The organism is Prevotella sp. OH937_COT-195 (assembly GCF_003932845.1).
Lineage (GTDB): Bacteria > Bacteroidota > Bacteroidia > Bacteroidales > Bacteroidaceae > Prevotella.
In genome coordinates, this window is the sequence record NZ_RQZH01000008.1 from 1 (window position 1) to 19201 (window position 19201).

14 protein-coding genes are annotated in these 19201 nt (G+C 43.0%); 7 read left to right on the forward strand and 7 right to left on the reverse strand.

Going from position 1 to position 19201, the window contains the following annotated elements; translation table 11 throughout:
* Nucleotides 1-218 precede the first annotated feature (218 nt).
* The 4 genes from EII32_RS04725 to EII32_RS04740 all read left to right on the forward strand — a co-directional run bounded on the left by EII32_RS04725 (nt 219) and on the right by EII32_RS04740 (nt 5520).
* Entirely contained in the window at nt 219-1307 is a 1089-nt protein-coding gene (locus EII32_RS04725) for an aldose epimerase family protein (protein WP_125234295.1), read from the forward strand.
* A 23-nt stretch (nt 1308-1330) separates the two neighbouring features.
* The gene (locus EII32_RS04730; RefSeq protein ID WP_125234296.1) at nt 1331-2707 is read left to right on the forward strand and encodes an MFS transporter; all 1377 of its coding nucleotides are present in this window, start codon (nt 1331-1333) and stop codon (nt 2705-2707) included.
* A 130-nt stretch (nt 2708-2837) separates the two neighbouring features.
* A complete protein-coding gene (locus EII32_RS04735; RefSeq protein ID WP_125234297.1) occupies nt 2838-4526 on the forward strand; it encodes a putative transporter in 1689 nt (562 codons plus the stop codon).
* Nucleotides 4527-4923: 397 nt separating this feature from the next.
* Nucleotides 4924-5520 (forward strand): response regulator transcription factor, encoded by a 597-nt coding sequence (locus EII32_RS04740; RefSeq protein WP_233582304.1) that lies wholly within the window; start codon nt 4924-4926, stop codon nt 5518-5520.
* A gap of 92 nt (nt 5521-5612) precedes the next feature.
* On the opposite strand, the gene EII32_RS04745 is transcribed toward EII32_RS04740, so the two are convergent.
* The 5 genes from EII32_RS04745 to EII32_RS04765 form a co-directional block, all read right to left on the reverse strand.
* Nucleotides 5613-6569, reverse strand: a complete 957-nt coding sequence (locus tag EII32_RS04745; RefSeq protein WP_125234298.1) for a LuxR C-terminal-related transcriptional regulator — start codon at nt 6567-6569, stop codon at nt 5613-5615.
* Nucleotides 6570-6643: 74 nt separating this feature from the next.
* A complete protein-coding gene (gene rny, locus EII32_RS04750; RefSeq protein ID WP_125234299.1) occupies nt 6644-8176 on the reverse strand; it encodes a ribonuclease Y in 1533 nt (510 codons plus the stop codon).
* Nucleotides 8177-8231: 55 nt separating this feature from the next.
* A complete protein-coding gene (locus EII32_RS04755; RefSeq protein WP_125234300.1) occupies nt 8232-8525 on the reverse strand; it encodes a cell division protein ZapA in 294 nt (97 codons plus the stop codon).
* Nucleotides 8526-8542: 17 nt separating this feature from the next.
* Entirely contained in the window at nt 8543-8842 is a 300-nt protein-coding gene (locus EII32_RS04760; RefSeq protein ID WP_125234301.1) for a hypothetical protein, read from the reverse strand.
* A 120-nt stretch (nt 8843-8962) separates the two neighbouring features.
* On the reverse strand, nt 8963-9586 hold the full coding sequence (locus EII32_RS04765; RefSeq protein WP_125234302.1) for a hypothetical protein: 624 nt from the start codon (nt 9584-9586) through the stop codon (nt 8963-8965).
* A gap of 153 nt (nt 9587-9739) precedes the next feature.
* Between EII32_RS04765 and rfbA the strand changes: the two genes are divergently transcribed.
* The 3 genes from rfbA to carB all read left to right on the forward strand — a co-directional run bounded on the left by rfbA (nt 9740) and on the right by carB (nt 16477).
* Complete coding sequence (gene rfbA / locus EII32_RS04770; protein ID WP_125234303.1) at nt 9740-10615, forward strand: glucose-1-phosphate thymidylyltransferase RfbA; 876 nt, start codon at nt 9740-9742, stop codon at nt 10613-10615.
* A 37-nt stretch (nt 10616-10652) separates the two neighbouring features.
* Complete coding sequence (locus tag EII32_RS04775; protein WP_125234304.1) at nt 10653-13079, forward strand: GumC family protein; 2427 nt, start codon at nt 10653-10655, stop codon at nt 13077-13079.
* Nucleotides 13080-13171: 92 nt separating this feature from the next.
* Entirely contained in the window at nt 13172-16477 is a 3306-nt protein-coding gene (gene carB / locus EII32_RS04780) for a carbamoyl-phosphate synthase (glutamine-hydrolyzing) large subunit (protein ID WP_125234305.1), read from the forward strand.
* Between the two features lie 142 nt (nt 16478-16619).
* Here carB and glyA read toward each other — a convergent pair whose 3' ends face one another.
* Nucleotides 16620-17900, reverse strand: a complete 1281-nt coding sequence (glyA, locus tag EII32_RS04785; RefSeq protein WP_125234306.1) for a serine hydroxymethyltransferase — start codon at nt 17898-17900, stop codon at nt 16620-16622.
* Between the two features lie 153 nt (nt 17901-18053).
* A complete protein-coding gene (gene thiL / locus EII32_RS04790) occupies nt 18054-19169 on the reverse strand; it encodes a thiamine-phosphate kinase (protein ID WP_125234307.1) in 1116 nt (371 codons plus the stop codon).
* Nucleotides 19170-19201: the final 32 nt, after the last annotated feature.

Genomic DNA, 19201 nt, shown 5'->3' on the forward strand with positions numbered 1-19201 from the left:
AGCTCTTTTATTCCTGTTCAAAACAATAAGAGAAATGCTAAGAGAGAGGTCATTGATGAATCAATTCCCGCTTAGCATCTCTTTTTAAGGGACGACTATATAACTATTGTAATTTATTGAACTTGTTTTTAACGTATTTTTTTTTTTTTCTTTTGTAATTCTCAACTTTTTTTGCTTACTTTGCAAATAAGTTTACTAACCATCAAATTATTTATGTGATGAAGAAAAGCGAGACACAATCATTGTGTGGTTTGAAACGCTCAGACTTTCAGACCACTATAAACGGTAAAAACACTGATTTGTATATACTCAAGAACAGTGCGGGCTGCGAGGTGGCTGTAACGAACTACGGCGGCGCCTTGATGGCGGTAATGATGCCGGACAAGAACGGCAACATGGCAAACGTGGTGCAAGGATACGGCAACATAAAGGACTTGATAAACAGCAAGCAGCCTTTCCGCTCGACATTGGTGGGTAGATTTGCCAACCGAATTGACGGCGGAAGTTTTAAACTGAACGGAAAACAATATCAACTGTCGGTAAACTGCGACGGGAACACTCTGCACGGAGGAGAAGGAGGATTCCACAGCCGCGTGTGGGACGCATTCCAGATGAGCGACAATACGTTGGTGCTAAACTATACATCCCCTTATCTTGAAGAGGGCTTTACGGGTGAAGTGAAAACAACTGTGGTGTATAACCTCAGCGATACCAACGAACTGGTAATAGGATATATGGCAACAACAAACAAAAAGACCATAATAAACTTGACAAATCATGCGTATTTCTCACTCGCAGGAACTGCCGACCCGACACCATCGATAAACAACCTTGAGTGTGAGATAAATGCCGATTTCTATCTGCCTATCAACGAAAATTCTATTCCTACGGGCGAGATCTTGAAAGTTAACGGTACGCCTTTCGATTTCAGAAAGCCCAAAATTTTGGGTAAGGACATAGATGCCGACAACGAACAGATACGTCGCGGTGGCGGATATGACCATTGTTTCGTACTGAACAAGAAAGAAGAGGGCGAACTGACATTTGCCACACGCATAAAAGAACCGGAAAGCGGACGTACGATGGAGGTATACACCACCGAGCCGGGCATGCAGATGTATAGTGATAACGACGAATGTTGCTGCAACGGTAAAACGGGCGAGACATTCCCACGCCGTTCGGCAATCTGCTTTGAAGCTCAACATTTCCCTGACTCTCCCAACCGTCCTTATTTCCCGTCGGTAGTTCTGCGTCCGGGACAGCAATATAAGCAGAAGACGATATACAGATTCGGAGTGGAAAAATAACAAAAAAGAAAAATATAACAAAAATGTATAATTCACAGAAAACAAACGGAAACATCATCGCCATAGTAACGATGATGTTTCTATATGCAATGATTTCATTCGTTACAAACCTCGCCGCACCAATCGGCGTAGTATGGAAGAACCAGCCGGAAATAGGCGGCAGCAATCTTCTCGGCATGATGGGTAATTTCATGAACTTCCTCGCATACTTGTTCATGGGCATACCTGCCGGTAAGATGCTCGTAAAGGCAGGTTACAAGAAAACGGCAATGATAGGTATTGCCGTAGGATTCGTGGGAGTTCTCGTGCAGTATCTGTCAGGCTTTCCACATGGAATGACGGGTTTTTACGTGTATCTTTTCGGAGCATTCATATCTGGTTTCTCCGTCTGTCTGCTCAACACCGTTGTCAACCCTATGCTAAATCTGCTCGGCGGAGGTGGCAACCGCGGTAACCAACTAAATCTCATCGGTGGCACACTGAACTCCCTTTCGGGTACACTTACCCCCATGCTTGTAGGCGCGTTGATAGGTAATGTGGTGTCGATGGAAATGGTAAAGAACAAGATGGAGATTGTGATTGACGGCGTGAAACGCGTTGCCACAGAGGCAGACCTTACTCAGATGACCAACGTTAACCTCGTTTTGTTCCTTGCGATGGGAGTCTTTGCAGCAGCATTTCTGATATTATCTTTTATCCCCATAAAAGACCCTGAAATGGGAAAGACAACGGCAGAAACAAAATTCGAACATTCACCGTGGTCGTTCCGTCATTGCGTGCTCGGCGTAATCGCGATATTCGTATATGTCGGTGTCGAAGTAGGAATACCCGGAACACTCATTTTCTTCATCTCCGACTCTTCAAAGGGTGTAGGAACCATGTTCGCCAATGCAGCAACGGTAGGTGGTTTCGTAGCAGGAACATATTGGCTTCTTATGCTGGCGGGGCGTTTCAGTGCAGGCTTTATAGCAAACAAAGTGTCGAGTCGCACAATGATGCTCGCGGCAACCGGTGCAGGAATGTTGCTCATTGCGGTCGCCATACTAATTCCGGAAGACAAGACAGCCTCCATGCCACTTTTCACAGGTTCGGGGTTTGAGATGACTGCCGTGCCTGTAAGCGTGATGCTGCTCGTACTCTGCGGTCTTTTCACATCGGTAATGTGGGCATCTATTTTCAACCTTGCAACCGAAGGACTCGGAAAATACACGGCACGAGCTTCCGGAATATTCATGATGATGGTAGTTGGCGGAGGAGTCCTGCCGTTATGTCAAAACTTTATAGCCGACAAAGCCGGATACATGATCTCGTATGCAGTACCGCTCGCAGGCATGGCATATATGTTTTATTATGCGCTTGCCGGGTGCAGAAACGTAAATAAAGACATTCCCGTGAATTGAAAACAAATATATTTACGGCATATATGCAGAAAGTATGTAAAAGGATTATTGCAATAAAATAAAGTTCATAAAAATTATATTATGAATAACTTTATTATTAACTTTGCATGCAAACTTTTCACACCTTTTTATGGACTGGTTTATAAATCTATTTACTACTACTAATTCGGTTGCACACATCGTGCTTTTGTATTCAATCGTTATTGCCGTCGGCGTGCTACTCGGCAAGATAAAAGTTGGCGGCATATCACTTGGTGTTACATTCGTCCTCTTTGCAGGTATTCTCGCAGGACATGTCGGATTTACCGCACCGCCCGAAATCCTTACGTTCATTCAAGAATTCGGACTCGTGCTGTTTGTTTTTATGATAGGTTTGCAGGTGGGACCGGGCTTTTTCGAGGGTTTCGGCTCTGCGGGACTGCGGCTCAATGCACTCGCAACCACTACAATCATACTTAACGTGGCAGTTATGTTTGCCTGCTACTTCATATTTTTCGACACGTCGGATCCGAACAACCTGCCGATGATGGTGGGAACGCTTTACGGTGCAGTAACAAATACGCCCGGACTTGGTGCTGCCAACGAGGCACTCGGCAGTGTATTTACAAGCATAAAGCCGCCGCAGATTGCATCGGGATATGCCTGTGCCTATCCTCTCGGCGTTGTCGGAATAATTGGTGCGACTATACTGATAAGATATATATGTAAGGTAAAACTCGACAAGGAGGAAGAAGCCCTTGAAAACAAGGAGAACGATAACTCCAACGTGAAACCGCACCAGATAAATCTGCAAGTATCCAACAAATATCTTGAAGGCAAGACATTGAAGCAGGTGCATCGCTTTCTAAACCGCGATTTCATCTGCACACGCATATTGCACGATGGGCATGTGAGCATACCCAACCGCGACACTATATTCCACATAGACGACAAATTGCTCGTAGTATGCACTGAGGCCGATGCCGAGGCAGTAACGGCTTTCATTGGTCCGGAAGTAGATGTGGAATGGGAAAAGCAGGACATGCCGATGGTAAGCAAGAGAATACTAATAACAAGGGCGAGCATAAACGGAAAGACGCTTGTTGACCTGCACATGTCGAGAGTATATGGTGTCAACGTGACAAGAATAACCCGTCAAGGCATGGATCTCTTTGCCAGTTCTACGCTGCCGCTGCAAGTAGGCGACCGCATAATGGTGGTAGGTCCCGAAGACGCGGTAAACCGTGTTGCCAACATGATGGGTAATTCAATCCGCCGACTCGATACTCCCAACATCGCAACAATATTCATCGGAATAATAATCGGTATATTGTTCGGTTCACTGCCAATAGCAATACCCGGAATGCCCGTACCGTTGAAACTTGGTATTGCCGGCGGTCCGCTCATCATTGCAATACTTATCGGCAGGTATGGCTACAAAGTTCATCTTGTTACATATACCACGACATCGGCAAACATGATGTTGCGCGAAATAGGTCTCGTACTTTTCCTCGCAAGCGTGGGAATAAAAGCCGGTGCCGGTTTCTGGAACACTGTTGCCGAAGGAGACGGTCTTTTATATGTGCTTACAGGATTCATAATCACGGTATTGCCGATACTTATAACAGGTACTCTGGCACGCATTAAATTCAAGTTGAACTATTTCACCATCATGGGAATGATTGCCGGAACATATACAGACCCTCCTGCATTAGCATACGCCAACTCGTCATGCTCAAAGGATGTTCCTGCAGTAGGATACTCAACGGTTTACCCGCTTAGTATGTTTCTCAGAATTTTTACCGCACAAACCATTGTGTTAGTATGTTGCGGAGTGTGATGTAAAACACGGCAAAACCATTGACGGAGATACTAAATTTATAGGTAAAGGGCTACAAATTGGCTTCTTTGATTTGAGGGGCTGTTTTCGAATACAAAGTTAGTAAGCAAAGAAATGCTGCAAACTGCATTACTTAACGAACTAACTATTTGGAGCGAAGACAGCCTCTCAATATGACAAAACATTAGCCACAATATAATTTTTTCTTAATGAGAGTAATTTACAGGGTTCACTTTATAATAAACAAATAAGAAAGTGTTCAAAATAAATTAAGTGAATTTACGTTTTTTCAGTCAGTGTGTTGTATGTGGAATAAGAACAATGGAACCCTAACGTGGAAATTGTGACAGGCTCTCTGCATCAGCCGCAGGTGCATTAGTCACCTTTCTTAAATAATATGACAAAATATATGGAACGTCCAAAACTTGCTATCATAGACACTAACACGTTGTCGGTAATAGGACTGAAACATATTCTTCAGAACGTACTGCCGATTGTTGAAGTTGAGTCTTTCTACTCATTCGAAGAATTTGAGGCAGAAAACAACAAACCATTCGTACATTTGTTCGCAGCAATGAATATCGTTTTAGAAAACAGACGCTTCTTTCTCGAACATGTACGCGAGACAATAGTGCTCACCACATCGCAGGACTCACAAATGAGCGGATTCAAATGTATCTGCATCAACATACCGGAAAAACAGTTGATACGTTCGTTGCTCACAATGCACATAGGAGGACACCCGCATGGAGCCAATCTTCCACCACTGCCTGAAAGTCTGTGCAAGAAGATTCTGTCAGACCGTGAATTGGAAGTGATGTCGCTTATAGTGCAAGGTTTCATAAACAAGGAGATTGCCGACAAACTGAACATAGGACTTACAACGGTAATAACCCACAGACGTAACATAATGGACAAACTTGGGGTTAAGAGTGTATCGGCACTGACAATATATGCCGTGATGCACGGATATGTCGATATAAACAATATATAATAGGCATCATTGCAAACATAATGAAACAAAAAAAACGACCACTGACGAATTAAGCCGGTGGTCGATTTGTAATATTGTATTGATACGAAACTCTACAACTTAACAGCACTTATGTCAACAAGATTGTTTACAATGGCATATATGGTAAGCCCTGCCACACTGTGTATCTGTAACTTGCGGACAATATTTCGCCGATGGGTTATCACTGTATTAATTGAAATACACAAGTGGTCAGCAATCTCTTTGTTGGACATTCCCTGAACAACACTCACGATAACCTCGCGTTCGCGCTCGCTGAGAGCCTCTCCACTCTCCGTATTGTGACTTATCATGCGTGAAATTTTAATGCTCACGTCATTCTGTTTCTTAAGTCTTTCGAGACGGCGTATTGCAGGAACAAAGATATAGTCTTCGACCTCGGCATGCTGACCGAGCCACTGCTCGCTCTTATATAAGTCTGTTAGCACTGCCATTAACTTATTGTTGCGCAAAGCATCTGAAGGCAGGTATTTTATAATGATGTTTTTTAATTCACGTAACTTAAGCGTTGTCTGTCCGTGATGCTTAGAGAAAGTCTCTATGTCGTAATCATCTTCCAATTCCCCTCTCAGCAGTTTATCAACGTATGGGAAAACATTCTGTTCCTCATATTTCATGTGTGTCCTTATCTCACGTGCATAAGCATCGTAAAGTTTCAATATGAGACGTGCGAGATTGTCATCTTCATCGAGTGCTTCAATCAATTCTTTGCGTATTGCAGGCAATTGGAAATCAAGATAATACACATGCGATTCTTTGAGATACAACAACAAAGTAGGCACAGAAAGTCGCCCGTTGTCATCACTGTTGCGGTAACCGTTGATAGAAAAGTTCACTATTGCAAGGAATGTGTATGTATCCACTTTCTGATCCTCGCATACTTCTCTTACGGTCTTGTCGCCGAAACCAAGATTTATTCCGAAGCGTCCCAAACTCTCAAGAATGTTATAATTGTCGGAGATGAGAGTTATCATCTTATCGTCGGCTTCGTACATTTTGTGATTACGCATAAATATTGTATTGTTTAATTATATTGATAAAAGGCACAGAAAATGAATTCTTCACTCTCCATGCCTTCATGTCTTTATTTTGCGTATGCCACAGAACGTGTCTCGCGGATAACAGTAATCTTTACTTGTCCCGGATAAGTCATCTCATTCTGTATCTTTGTTGCTATTTCTCCGGACAGCGTCTCAGTGTCCTTGTCGTCCATTTTGTCTGCTCCAACGATTACTCGCAGTTCGCGTCCTGCTTGTATCGCGTATGTCTTTGTTACTCCGGGGTAACTCATCGCAATAGCTTCGAGGTCGTTCAGACGTTTTATGTATGCTTCGACAATCTCTCGGCGTGCTCCCGGACGTGCCCCGCTTATGGCATCGCATACCTGAACTATTGGTGCGAGCAGTGTCTGCATTTCCATCTCATCATGATGTGCCCCGATTGCATTGCAGATGTCTGGTTTCTCTTTATATTTCTCTGCAATCTTTGCTCCGTAGAGTGCATGCGGCAATTCGCTTTCCTCATCAGGCACTTTACCTATATCGTGTAGTAGTCCGGCACGTTTTGCTTTCTTGGGGTTCAGTCCGAGTTCGCTCGCCATCACCGCACACAGGTTTGCCGTCTCTCGTGCATGCTGTAACAGATTCTGACCGTAAGATGAACGATATTTCATCTTGCCGACAATTCTTATCAGTTCAGGATGGAGACCATGTATGCCAAGGTCGATGGCAGTGCGTTTTCCGGTCTCTATTACTTCGTTGTCTATCTGTTTTTTTACTTTTGCCACCACTTCTTCAATGCGTGCCGGATGAATACGACCATCGCTTACGAGTTGGTGCAGGGCAAGGCGGCAAATCTCTCTACGTATGGGATCGAATGCTGATATGACTATAGCCTCGGGAGTGTCGTCAACCACAATTTCAACACCGCAGGCAGCCTCGAGTGTCCGTATATTCCGACCTTCTCTTCCGATTATGCGTCCCTTAACCTCATCATTGTCAATATGGAACACGCTGACCGAATTTTCAATTGCCGTCTCGGTTGCCGTACGTTGTATTGTCTGTATTACAATCTTCTTGGCCTGCTGATTTGCATTTAGTTTCGCCTCGTCCATTATCTCGTTTATATACGAAGCGGCATCTGTGCGAGCCTCATCTTTCAAACTTTCAACAAGCCTTGTCTTTGCCTCCTCTGCACTCAGTCCTGACAATTCTTCAAGTTTCTCACGTTCCTGCAACTGCATTTTCTCCAGTTCTTCATGTTTTACCGACAACAGTTTCTTCTCATTGTCGATACGCTGCTGCTGTTGGTCAATTTCTTGTCTGCGCTTTGCCAATTCCTCTTGTTTTTGGTTGAGGCCTATTTCTCTCTGCTTCAATTTATTCTCACTTTGCTGTATGCGCTGTGTGCGAGTTCGCACCTCTTTTTCGAGTTCGTTCTTCTTGTTGAGAAATGTTTCCTTTACCTCCAACAGTTTCTTCTCCTTGAGTACACTTGCCTCTTTCTCTGCCGCAGACAACATATCATTGTATTTCCCTGTTACCACATAACGGAAAACAGAATATCCAATGACACCACCTATTATAAGTGCAGCCACGGCTATTATTGCGTAAATCATAAATGTAATTTAAGTTTATTTTATATTATGTTAATATTCTCTTTATCATTCACTATCAGAGGATTTCCTCTATTTCCGAAGTTATCTTGGCGAGAATATCATTATATGGAGAAGTATCGTTACGATCTTTGTCTTTCACATAACGCAAGGCTATGTCAATGAGAGCCATGTATAATAGTTCTTTGTCGCTTTTACGCCCTTTGAAAACCCGTGCGTAGTTGTTTACCGTCTCCGTAATAAGTTTTGCAGCATTACGATAAAATGCCTCTTCCTCGCGAATTATTGTCACGGGAAGTTCCATGTCATAAACGTGCAACCTTATGTGTAATTTGTTGTTGTCTTCCGCCATTTGCTTCGGTTTATAGATCAATCCTGACTGCCGCTAAGCAACATAATGCACTTGTTTACATCTCTTATGAGACCAGCCACGCGCTTCTTGGCTCTTTCAAGATCGCCGTCTGTAACTTCGAGCATTTTTGCCATTTTCAGCGAGTTGTAGTCACGTTGCCCTTGCTGAACCATAGCCTCCAATTGTCGTATCTTTACGTCACGTTCATCAACCATCGCATACAATTCTTCATTCTCCTTTTTCATTTGTTTAAATTGGAGAATCATCTGCCTTGCGCGAGTTGTAAACAAGGTTATGGTCTTTTCGTTTGCAGCCATGCATCTACATTTTTCGACAAAAGTAGCATTTTTTTATCAATTCACAAAATTTCTATAACGAAATTTCGTATTTTTTAGTATTCCGACTATTAAGACACCTGACTGAATGTTATTCTTGTATCAATCTTGGTCTTTCTTTACCGGTTCTTTCTTTGCAAGAATTACAACTTGATATACAAAATCTGTAATCCATTTCTGCGAGAATCCGAGTCGTTTGTTATACTGACGAACGGCTATCACGGCTTTCATTACACCGGCATCGCCATAATCATTCTTGGTAAAAATGTCGTTAACGGTCTTCTCGGTCATTCCATATATTATCTTCTTGAAGAATGACGGCAGACGCAACTTGAACTTCATCAAATTGCTCATAAGCATCATAAGGTCTTGCGAAAAACCTTGAAATTGTATCATGTACGGCTGTATATCCTGCAACTTGCGACAGTTTTTCTTCAAACTGACATCTATCTCTTTGAAAAATTCGTCTGACGTTCCATACATTTCTTTCATCATTTTACGACAATGCCCTTTTTCACCAACACCAAGTTTGTTGTTAATCGTTGGCACTTTAAGGGTTGTCTTGAATGTTCTTAAATCCGGGAGCCACGCAAGATTTGTTATCCCGAGACTCGAAGCCATTGATGCCTGAAAATAGACTCTTACAAGAGTCATGTAGTCTTCCATGCCGCCAACCTTTGACTCGCCACGATCTCTATGTCCGAATATTTTATTTAAAAAACTCATATCATCTAAAAATTTTCGTGCAAAAGTACTCTTAATTTATGAAAAAGCAAAATATTTAATCATATTTCTTGTTTTACGATTGTCATATCAGATTTAATTATTACCTTTGCAACGATTTTTGCAAAAAGGCTTTTTGGAATAAAACATTTTCAAATGAAAGGAATAGTTCTTGCCGGAGGTAGCGGTACACGTCTCTACCCGATAACTAAAGGTATAAGTAAGCAGTTAATACCAATATTTGACAAACCGATGATATACTACCCTATCTCGGCATTGATGCTGGCAGGCATAAGGGACATTCTCATTATTTCCACGCCACACGATTTGCCAAGTTTCCGCCGTTTGTTCGGTAACGGGAAAGATATCGGTGTAAATTTCGAATATGCCGAACAGCCATCACCCGACGGATTGGCACAAGCATTCATCATTGGCGAAAAATTTATCGGTGATGATTGTGCTTGTCTCGTACTCGGAGACAACATTTTTCATGGTACGGGGTTTACCGAGTTATTGAAGCAAAGTGTTGCAGATGCCGAGAACGAAGGTAAAGCAACGGTTTTCGGATATTATGTCAACGACCCTGAAAGATACGGCGTTGCAGAATTTGATGCAGACGGAAATTGTCTTTCAATTGAAGAAAAACCACAAAATCCTAAAAGTAACTATGCCGTGGTCGGACTATATTTCTACCCAAACAGTGTAGTGAATATTGCAAAGAGCATTAAGCCAAGTGCACGAGGGGAACTTGAAATCACAACAGTAAACCAAGAATATCTAAAACAGAAAAATCTTAAGGTACAGACTTTGCAACGCGGATTTGCATGGCTCGACACGGGAACGCACGACAGTCTGTCTGAAGCAAGTACTTTCATAGAAGTTATAGAGAAGCGTCAGGGACTTAAAATTGCATGCCTCGAAGAGATTGCATACAATAACGGATGGATTGGCAAAGAGCAGTTGATTAAACTTGCACAACCAATGCTCAAAAACGAATATGGGAAATATATTAAAAATCTTGTAAGCGAATAAACCAATATATACAAAATATACACATATAATTATGTTTATGGAAGAAAAAAAGAATTACGAAGTTGTAAATATAGAAGAAGAGGAGCAATCGTCATTTAGTTTTGCGTCAATATACGCAGCATTCATTCTCAATTGGAAATGGTTCGTGCTGTCACTGATAATATGTATCGGACTCGCTACGGCATATCTGAGATATAAAACACCAATATATCAAACAACGGCACAATTATTAATAAAAGCTCCCGAGAAAAGTTCCGCAAGCAATAATATAAGGAATACTCTTTCCACCGGAATAGTAAATAACAACGAAGGAATACTTAATGAAATACAGATCCTTCGCTCGCAACGACTTTCAGAACAAGCGGTAAAAGATCTTAAATTGTATGTGAAATACATAAGACACGGTCGAATTAACGATGTAATGATGTACAAAAACAACTATCTCAACGTTGATTTAGATCCGGCAAGCCTAAAGAATCTTTTAGAAAATATTGTTCTCGAAATTAAACGAGAAAACAACGCATTCATAGTTCAAGGAACTGCAGGAACTACGGAAATAAACCAAACAATAAAATCTCTTCCAGCATCTATAAAGACAAGTGTTGGAACTATATCATTCACTGCAAATCCAAACGCATCCTTGAAAGAAGGAAACGAGATGACTGTTGTCATAAATTCTCCGAAAAAAGCTTCACTTAAATATGTTTCATCATTGGAAGCATCGGTCATGGACGAGACTTCCATAGCAATACTCACACTAAAAGACGAAAGTCCTATCCGTGCCTCTGATTTCCTCAAGCAACTTGTAATATGTTACAACCGTCAGGCAAACGATGACAAGAATCAAGTGGCATATCGCACCGAAGAGTTCATTAACAGCCGGTTAGAGAAAATCAATGCGGAACTTAACAGCACCGAGGGAGAACTTGAAGCATACAAGAGACGCAATAGAATGGTGGAACTTGAAATAAACAGTAGTGCCGCATTTGCCAACAGCAACGAGTTTGAAAAGCAACTTGCAACGGCAAACACCCAATTACTATTGTTGAACGAACTTAGTTCATACATGAGAGATCCGGGAAACAAATATCAGGTAATACCTTCGAACGTTGGACTCTCAGACGGTGCATCAACACAACTCATAAGTCGTTACAATCAAGTAGTCATTGAACGTAACCGTATGTTGAAGACCGCAAGCGAATCAAGTCCGGTGGTAACACCTCTAACAGACGAACTCAACGACCTCTCATCAAGCATACAGCAGGCTCTCGGCCAACAACGCCGCACGGTAGAGATTCAACGTAATTCAATAGCTTCGCAGTACGGACAATATGCCGGACAGATACAACAAACCCCCGGACAAGAACGAATGTTGACCCAAATCGGTCGTCAACAAGAAGTAAAATCCGGACTTTACCTCATGTTGTTGCAGAAAAGAGAAGAGAATTCCATATCTCTTGCGGCAACGGCAGACAAAGGCAAACTAATTGACGACCCTGCATACTCAGGAATGATAAGCCCAAATCACAAAATAATTTTCCTTATAGCAATTATTATTGCCATAGGATTACCATCACTGATTTTGTACCTTATCAGTATATTCAGATACAAGATAGAAGGTCATGATGATGTCGAAAAACTTACAAAACTCCCGATAATTGCCTATGTTGCGGTGGCAAGCGAAACGGCTAAGACAAAGGCAGGAATTGTAGTACACGAAAATCAGAACAATCAAATGGAAGAAATCTTCCGTTCAATGCGAACAAACCTACAATTTATGCTGAAAGAAAACGAGAAAGTTGTAATGTTCACATCATCAACCTCGGGAGAGGGGAAAACTTTCAATGCCGCCAATCTTGCGGTAAGTTTCGCTCTTCTTGGGAAAAAAGTTGCATTGATGGGGCTTGACATACGCAAACCCCGATTGGCAGAACTATTTGAACTGAAAGACCATTATCACGGCATCACACCACTGTTGTTAAACGAAAACCCGACGTGGGAAATGATTCATGAGCATATTATAAAATCAGGGATAAACGATAATCTCGAATTTCTGCTTGCCGGGCCTATCCCGCCAAATCCCACAGAAATTCTTGCACGCAAATCTCTTGACAAGATAGTAAACATTATGCGCGATAAATATGATTTCATTATCATTGACACCGCTCCGGTCGGTCTCGTAACAGATACTCTACAGATAGGACGCGTATCCGATGCGACAATATATGTATGTCGCGCCGACTATACGCCGAAAGCAAGTTTCAATCTTATAAACAGACTCGCAAAAGAGAAGAAACTTCCTAACATGGCATTAGTATTAAACGGCATTGATATGTCCAAAAAGAAATACGGTTATTATTATGGATACGGCAATTATGGTAAATACGGACGATATGGAAGTTATGGTCAATATGGCAACAGTCATTATGCAAACAAGAACGACAGTTCGATAAAACTTAAATAACATTTATAAATGGCATGTCTGTTTTTTCAGACATGCCATTTATAATATATAATTATAGAAATCTGAAAACGTATTATAATTAATATCACAAAATGAAGAAAGAACTAAAAAAGGTACTCGTGCTTGGCTCGGGCGCACTGAAAATCGGACAGGCAGGCGAATTCGACTATTCAGGCTCACAAGCATTGAAAGCTTTGAGGGAAGAAGGCGTTAACTCTGTACTCGTAAATCCTAACATTGCAACAATACAAACCAGTGAGGGAATTGCAGATAAAGTTTATTTCCAGCCGGTAAATACTCATTTTGTCAAAGAGATAATAAAAAAAGAAAGACCTGACGGCATATTACTCGCTTTCGGAGGTCAGACAGCACTGAACTGCGGAACAGAACTTTACCTAAACGGGACACTAAAAGAGCACGGAGTGGAAGTTCTCGGAACAAGTGTCGAAGCCATAATGAATACCGAGGATCGTGACTTGTTCGTGAAGAAACTTGACGAGATAGGAATGAAAACTCCTGTAAGTCATGCTGTAGAGAACATAGACGATGCACTGAAAGCTGCACGTGAAATAGGTTTCCCGATAATGATTCGATCTGCATACGCACTTGGCGGTCTCGGTTCGGGAATCTGTACCGATGAAAAAGCATTCAAGAATCTTGCCGAGAGTGCATTCACATTCGCACCGCAAATACTCGTGGAAGAGAGTTTGAAAGGTTGGAAAGAAATTGAGTTCGAATGCATACGCGACGCAAACGATCATTGTTTTACCGTGGCATCAATGGAAAACTTCGACCCGTTGGGCATACACACAGGCGAATCAATAGTCGTTGCCCCCATCTGCTCACTAACAAAGGAGCAGGTTGAGATGTTGCAAGACATATCAAGACGTTGCGTGCGGCACCTTAACATAATCGGAGAGTGTAACATTCAGTTTGCATTCAATGCCGAGACAAACGACTACCGCATAATCGAAATCAACGCACGATTGTCTCGCTCATCGGCACTCGCTTCCAAAGCCACCGGTTATCCATTGGCATTCGTGGCTGCAAAAATTGCTTTGGGATATACTCTCGACCGTATAGGAGAGATGGGAACACCCAACTCTGCATACATGGCTCCGAAACTTGACTATATGATTTGCAAGATACCAAGATGGGATATGACAAAATTTGCCGGTGTAAGCCGAATTATTGGTTCAAGCATGAAATCGGTAGGCGAAATAATGAGCATAGGTCGATCGTTCGAGGAAATGATACAGAAAGGTCTGCGAATGATAGGACAAGGTATGCATGGTTTCGTCGGAAACGATCACACACGCTTCGAGAATCTCAACGAAGAATTACAGAACCCTACCGATCTGCGCATCTTTGCCATCGCACAAGCATTGGAAGAAGGATATACCGTCGAACAGATAGAGCAACTCACGAAAATCGACGTGTGGTTCATATCAAGACTAAAAAACATCGTTGACATAAAGCACGAACTACAAGAATACGACACATTGGGAAACGTACCCGACAAATTGTTGATGAAAGCCAAGCAGACCGGCTTTTCCGATTTCCAAATAGCACGATTCGTACAGAAGCCTAAGAGCGGAAACATGGAGAAAGAAAATCTCTCTGTAAGAAACCATCGAAAGGAACGAGGTATATTGCCATCGGTAAAACGAATAAACACTGTGGCAAGCGAACATCCGGAACTAACCAATTATCTCTATTTCACATATCTGCCACTCGTAGAACCGACAAACTCTGACAAGATGAGTACCGAGGAATGGCGCAATACGGTAGAAGAAACCGGAATAAAGGTACAAAACGACATACCTTATTACAAGAACGAGAAATCGGTGGTAGTTCTCGGGTCGGGAGCATACCGCATCGGATCGAGCGTGGAATTCGATTGGTGTTCGGTAAATGCGATAAATACTGCACGCAAGTTGGGATACAAGTCGATAATGATAAACTACAATCCCGAAACAGTATCAACAGACTATGACATTTGTGACCGTCTCTATTTCGATGAACTTTCGATGGAGCGCGTACTTGACGTGATAGACCTCGAAGAGCCGCGAGGAGTAATCGTAAGCGTGGGAGGACAGATTCCAAACAATCTCGCCATGAAACTGCATCGCCAGAGCATACCCGTACTCGGAACAAGTCCGGTGGATATAGACCGGGCAGAGAACCGTGACAAATTCTCGGCAATGCTCGACAAACTGGGTATTGACCAGCCTGCATGGCGTGCACTTACATCAACCGATGATATCAAGGAGTTTGTCTCCGAAGTGGGTTTTCCGGTATTGGTGCGCCCGTCGTATGTACTATCCGGTGCAGCCATGAATGTCTGCTATGATAACGAAGAATTGGAACGCTTCTTGAAAATGGCCACCGAAGTATCAAAAGAGTTTCCTGTCGTTGTAAGTCAGTTCATGCAGGAGACGAAAGAGATTGAATTTGATGCCGTTGCCGACAAAGGCAATATCGTGGAATATGCCATATCAGAACATGTGGAATATGCAGGAGTACACTCCGGAGATGCCACAATGGTATTTCCCGCACAACACATATACTTCTCAACCATACGCCAAATAAAGAAAATTTCTCGTAAAATTGCAGAGGAGCTCAACATATCGGGTCCATTCAACATACAATTCCTCGCAAAGAATCGTGAGTTGAAAGTAATAGAGTGCAACCTGCGAGCATCGCGTTCGTTCCCATTCGTATCAAAGATTTTGAAGTGTAACTTCATTGATACCGCCACGAAGATTATGCTTGATGCTCCTTACGAGAAACCCGGAAAGAACGAGTTCGACATTGATAGGATTGGCGTGAAAGCCTCTCAATTCTCGTTTGCCAGACTACAAAATGCCGACCCCGTGTTGGGTGTTGACATGTCATCTACCGGCGAAGTGGGTTGCATAGGCGATGACTTGCACGAAGCACTGCTCAATGCACTCATAGCAACAGGATACAGACTGCCGAAGCGCAACGGAGGCTCCATCCTTATATCATCAGGAGGAGCAAAAGGAAAGGTCTCGCTCCTCGAACCGGCACGTCAATTGGTAAAGAACGGTTATAGAATTTACGCCACACCGGGTACTGCGAATTTCTTTAAGGAAAACGATGTTGAAACAACAGCAGTGGCATGGCCTGACGAGGGAGGAGAGAACAACGTAATGGACATGATTGCCGAACACACATTCGACCTCATCATAAACGAGCCGAAAAACCATTCCAACCGCGAATTAACCAATGGCTACCGCATACGCCGCGGTGCCATCGACCACAACATTCCGCTAATGACAAACGTTCGTCTCGCAAAGGCATTCATTGAGGCTTTCTGCGCCATGCCGCTTGAAAAAATAAAAATAAAGAGTTGGCAGGAATACAACGCATAACATACTGAACAAAACAAACATATTAGGTGAAATCCATACCCACTTCATAAATCGAAGCAAATATGGATTTCGCCTTTCATATCCAACCGGCAATTATCCGAAAATGGTCTTGATTTTATCGGATATTACCATTTTAATACTTTTAATAAGCAAACAAAGGATAATCTTTCATCGTCTCATTTACACGGGCACGAACACCGGCGATAACCTCTTCGTTCTCCGGATCGTTAAGAACAGTCTCGATGAGTTCTGCGATAAGTACCATCAAGTCTTCCTTTGCACCGCGTGTAGTGATGGCCGGAGTACCGAGACGCAGACCTGAAGTCTGGAATGCAGAACGTGTATCGAACGGTACCATGTTCTTGTTTACGGTAATGTCGGCTGCAACGAGCGCATTTTCTGCGACCTTACCGGTAAGATCTGGATATTTTGAACGCAGGTCAACAAGCATTGAGTGGTTGTCCGTACCACCGCTTACAATGTTGAAGCCACGTTTTACGAGTTCGTCTGCAAGAACACTTGCATTCTTTTTCACCTGCTTTGCCCATTCCTTGAATTCAGGCTGCAATGCTTCGCCGAAAGCAACCGCCTTTGCTGCGATGACATGTTCCAGCGGACCGCCTTGCTGTCCCGGGAAAACTGCGCTGTTGAGCAGTTGGCTCATCATCTTCACAGCCCCCTTCGGCGTCTTCAGCCCCCAAGGGTTCTCGAAGTCTTTACCCATCAATATGATACCGCCACGAGGACCGCGCAGTGTCTTGTGCGTCGTTGATGTCACGATGTGAGCATATTTTACGGGATTGTCAAGCAATCCGGCTGCTATGAGACCTGCGGGGTGCGCCATATCCACCATGAGCAATGCGCCCACTTTGTCGGCAATTTCACGCATGCGCTTGTAGTCCCATTCACGACTATATGCCGACCCGCCACCGATAATAAGTTTCGGTTTGTGTTCTAATGCAAGTGCTTCCATCTCATTATAGTCAACACGGCCGGTCTCTTTGTTGAGGTTATAACCTACGGGGTTATAGAGAATACCGCTTGTGTTAACGTGCGACCCGTGTGAAAGGTGCCCTCCGTGATCGAGGTTCATTCCCATGAATGTGTCGCCCGGCTTCAATATTGCGAGTAGAACGGCGGCATTAGCTTGTGCTCCAGAGTGTGGCTGTACGTTTGCATATTCTGCACCGAAGAGTTCTTTCACGCGCTCGATAGCGATGTTCTCCACTTGGTCAACCACCTGACATCCACCGTAATAACGCTTGCCGGGATAGCCTTCGGCATACTTGTTTGTGAGGTATGAGCCCATGGCTTCCATTACCTCGTCACTAACAAAATTCTCAGAAGCAATCAACTCCATACCTTTCAGTTGGCGTTGGTGCTCTTTCTCAATCAACTCAAAAATCTGATTGTCTCTTTTCATGTGTTTTTTATTAATGTAATAAGGTTTCTTATTTAGTCTGCAAAGTTAGTGCAAGAAGTACACATAACCAAATATTTAACTGCTTTTTTCGTTCTCTGTTTAACAATACGAAAATGTATTACATGTTTATGTAATCGCCCAAGCAGTGATTTGTCATTCGGAATTCAAATGATTCCAGCCTTGCGCTTTCAACTCAAAATCTTGATTGTCTCGGCTCACGAGCATCAGTCCCAGTTCCGGTTTTGTGATATGACCAATAAGATGCACGTCATCGATGTTCTTTATCTTTTCATGGTCTCCTATGGGTACGGTAAAGACAAGTTCGTAGTCTTCTCCTCCATTTAAAGCGCACGTTGTCACGTTCAGGTTCATTTCCTCTGCCATTACCGCTGTTTGGTAGTCAATGGGCAGGTTTTTCTCGAATATTCTGCAACCTGTTCCCGACTGCCTGCATATATGGTGCAATTCTGAAGAAAGTCCGTCGCTGATGTCCATCATTGCCGTAGGACGTATCCCCGCCTCCTTTAATTTGGCTATTATATCCCCTCTTGCCTCTGCTTTCAGTTGTCTTTGCAGCAGATATTCTCTTCCTGCGAAATCCGGTTGGAAATCTTTCAGACTTGCCGCCTCTTGTCTGAAAGCGGCAAGTTTTGCGTTGTATGTGCCGTCTTTCTTCGCTTCTTTTATTCTTTTGTTAAGTTCGTCAATCTGTTGATAATATACGCTTTTTTCTCTTTCGAGCAGTTGCAGTCCCATATATGCAGCACCGAGGTCGCCGCTCACGCACACGAGATCTGTATCGCGTGCTCCATTTCTATATACAATTTCCTCTTCTTCGGCATCTCCGATACATGTAATACTTATGGCAAGTCCCGTAAGTGAAGACGTGGTGTCTCCTCCCACAATGTCAACGTTCCATTTCCGGCATGCCTCACGTATTCCATCGTAAAGCGTTTCTATGTCTTCAACATTGAAACGTTTGCTCAATGCGAGGTTTACGAGAAGTTGTCTCGGTGTGCCGTTCATGGCAAAAATATCGCTGATGTTAACCATGGCTGCCTTGTATCCGAGATTTCCGAGGTCTGTATATGTAAGGTCAAAGTGTACTCCCTCCATGAGCATGTCGGTTGTGGTCAACACCTTTGTTTCGGGATAAGACAGTACAGCACAATCGTCGCCCACACCTTTCAGCGTGGACGACTGTTGCGGTTTTATGTCATTTGTGAGTCGGCCGATAAGTCCGAACTCTCCAATCTTTGATATTTCCAATTTACTGAATTGTTGTTTTTTACGAAGAAAGG

Excerpts from the sequence above, each read along its gene's own strand:
- EII32_RS04765 (WP_125234302.1), bottom strand. The coding sequence starts at position 9,586 with ATGAGTTTTTTAAATAAAATATTCGGACATAGAGATCGTGGCGAGTCA.
- glyA (WP_125234306.1), bottom strand. The coding sequence starts at position 17,900 with ATGAAAAGAGACAATCAGATTTTTGAGTTGATTGAGAAAGAGCACCAA.
- EII32_RS04775 (WP_125234304.1), top strand. The coding sequence starts at position 10,653 with ATGGAAGAAAAAAAGAATTACGAAGTTGTAAATATAGAAGAAGAGGAG.
- EII32_RS04755 (WP_125234300.1), bottom strand. The coding sequence starts at position 8,525 with ATGGCGGAAGACAACAACAAATTACACATAAGGTTGCACGTTTATGAC.
- EII32_RS04730 (WP_125234296.1), top strand. The coding sequence starts at position 1,331 with ATGTATAATTCACAGAAAACAAACGGAAACATCATCGCCATAGTAACG.
- EII32_RS04740 (WP_233582304.1), top strand. The coding sequence starts at position 4,924 with ATGACAAAATATATGGAACGTCCAAAACTTGCTATCATAGACACTAAC.
- EII32_RS04725 (WP_125234295.1), top strand. The coding sequence starts at position 219 with ATGAAGAAAAGCGAGACACAATCATTGTGTGGTTTGAAACGCTCAGAC.
- EII32_RS04745 (WP_125234298.1), bottom strand. The coding sequence starts at position 6,569 with ATGCGTAATCACAAAATGTACGAAGCCGACGATAAGATGATAACTCTC.
- rfbA (WP_125234303.1), top strand. The coding sequence starts at position 9,740 with ATGAAAGGAATAGTTCTTGCCGGAGGTAGCGGTACACGTCTCTACCCG.
- EII32_RS04735 (WP_125234297.1), top strand. The coding sequence starts at position 2,838 with ATGGACTGGTTTATAAATCTATTTACTACTACTAATTCGGTTGCACAC.
- EII32_RS04760 (WP_125234301.1), bottom strand. The coding sequence starts at position 8,842 with ATGGCTGCAAACGAAAAGACCATAACCTTGTTTACAACTCGCGCAAGG.
- carB (WP_125234305.1), top strand. The coding sequence starts at position 13,172 with ATGAAGAAAGAACTAAAAAAGGTACTCGTGCTTGGCTCGGGCGCACTG.
- rny (WP_125234299.1), bottom strand. The coding sequence starts at position 8,176 with ATGATTTACGCAATAATAGCCGTGGCTGCACTTATAATAGGTGGTGTC.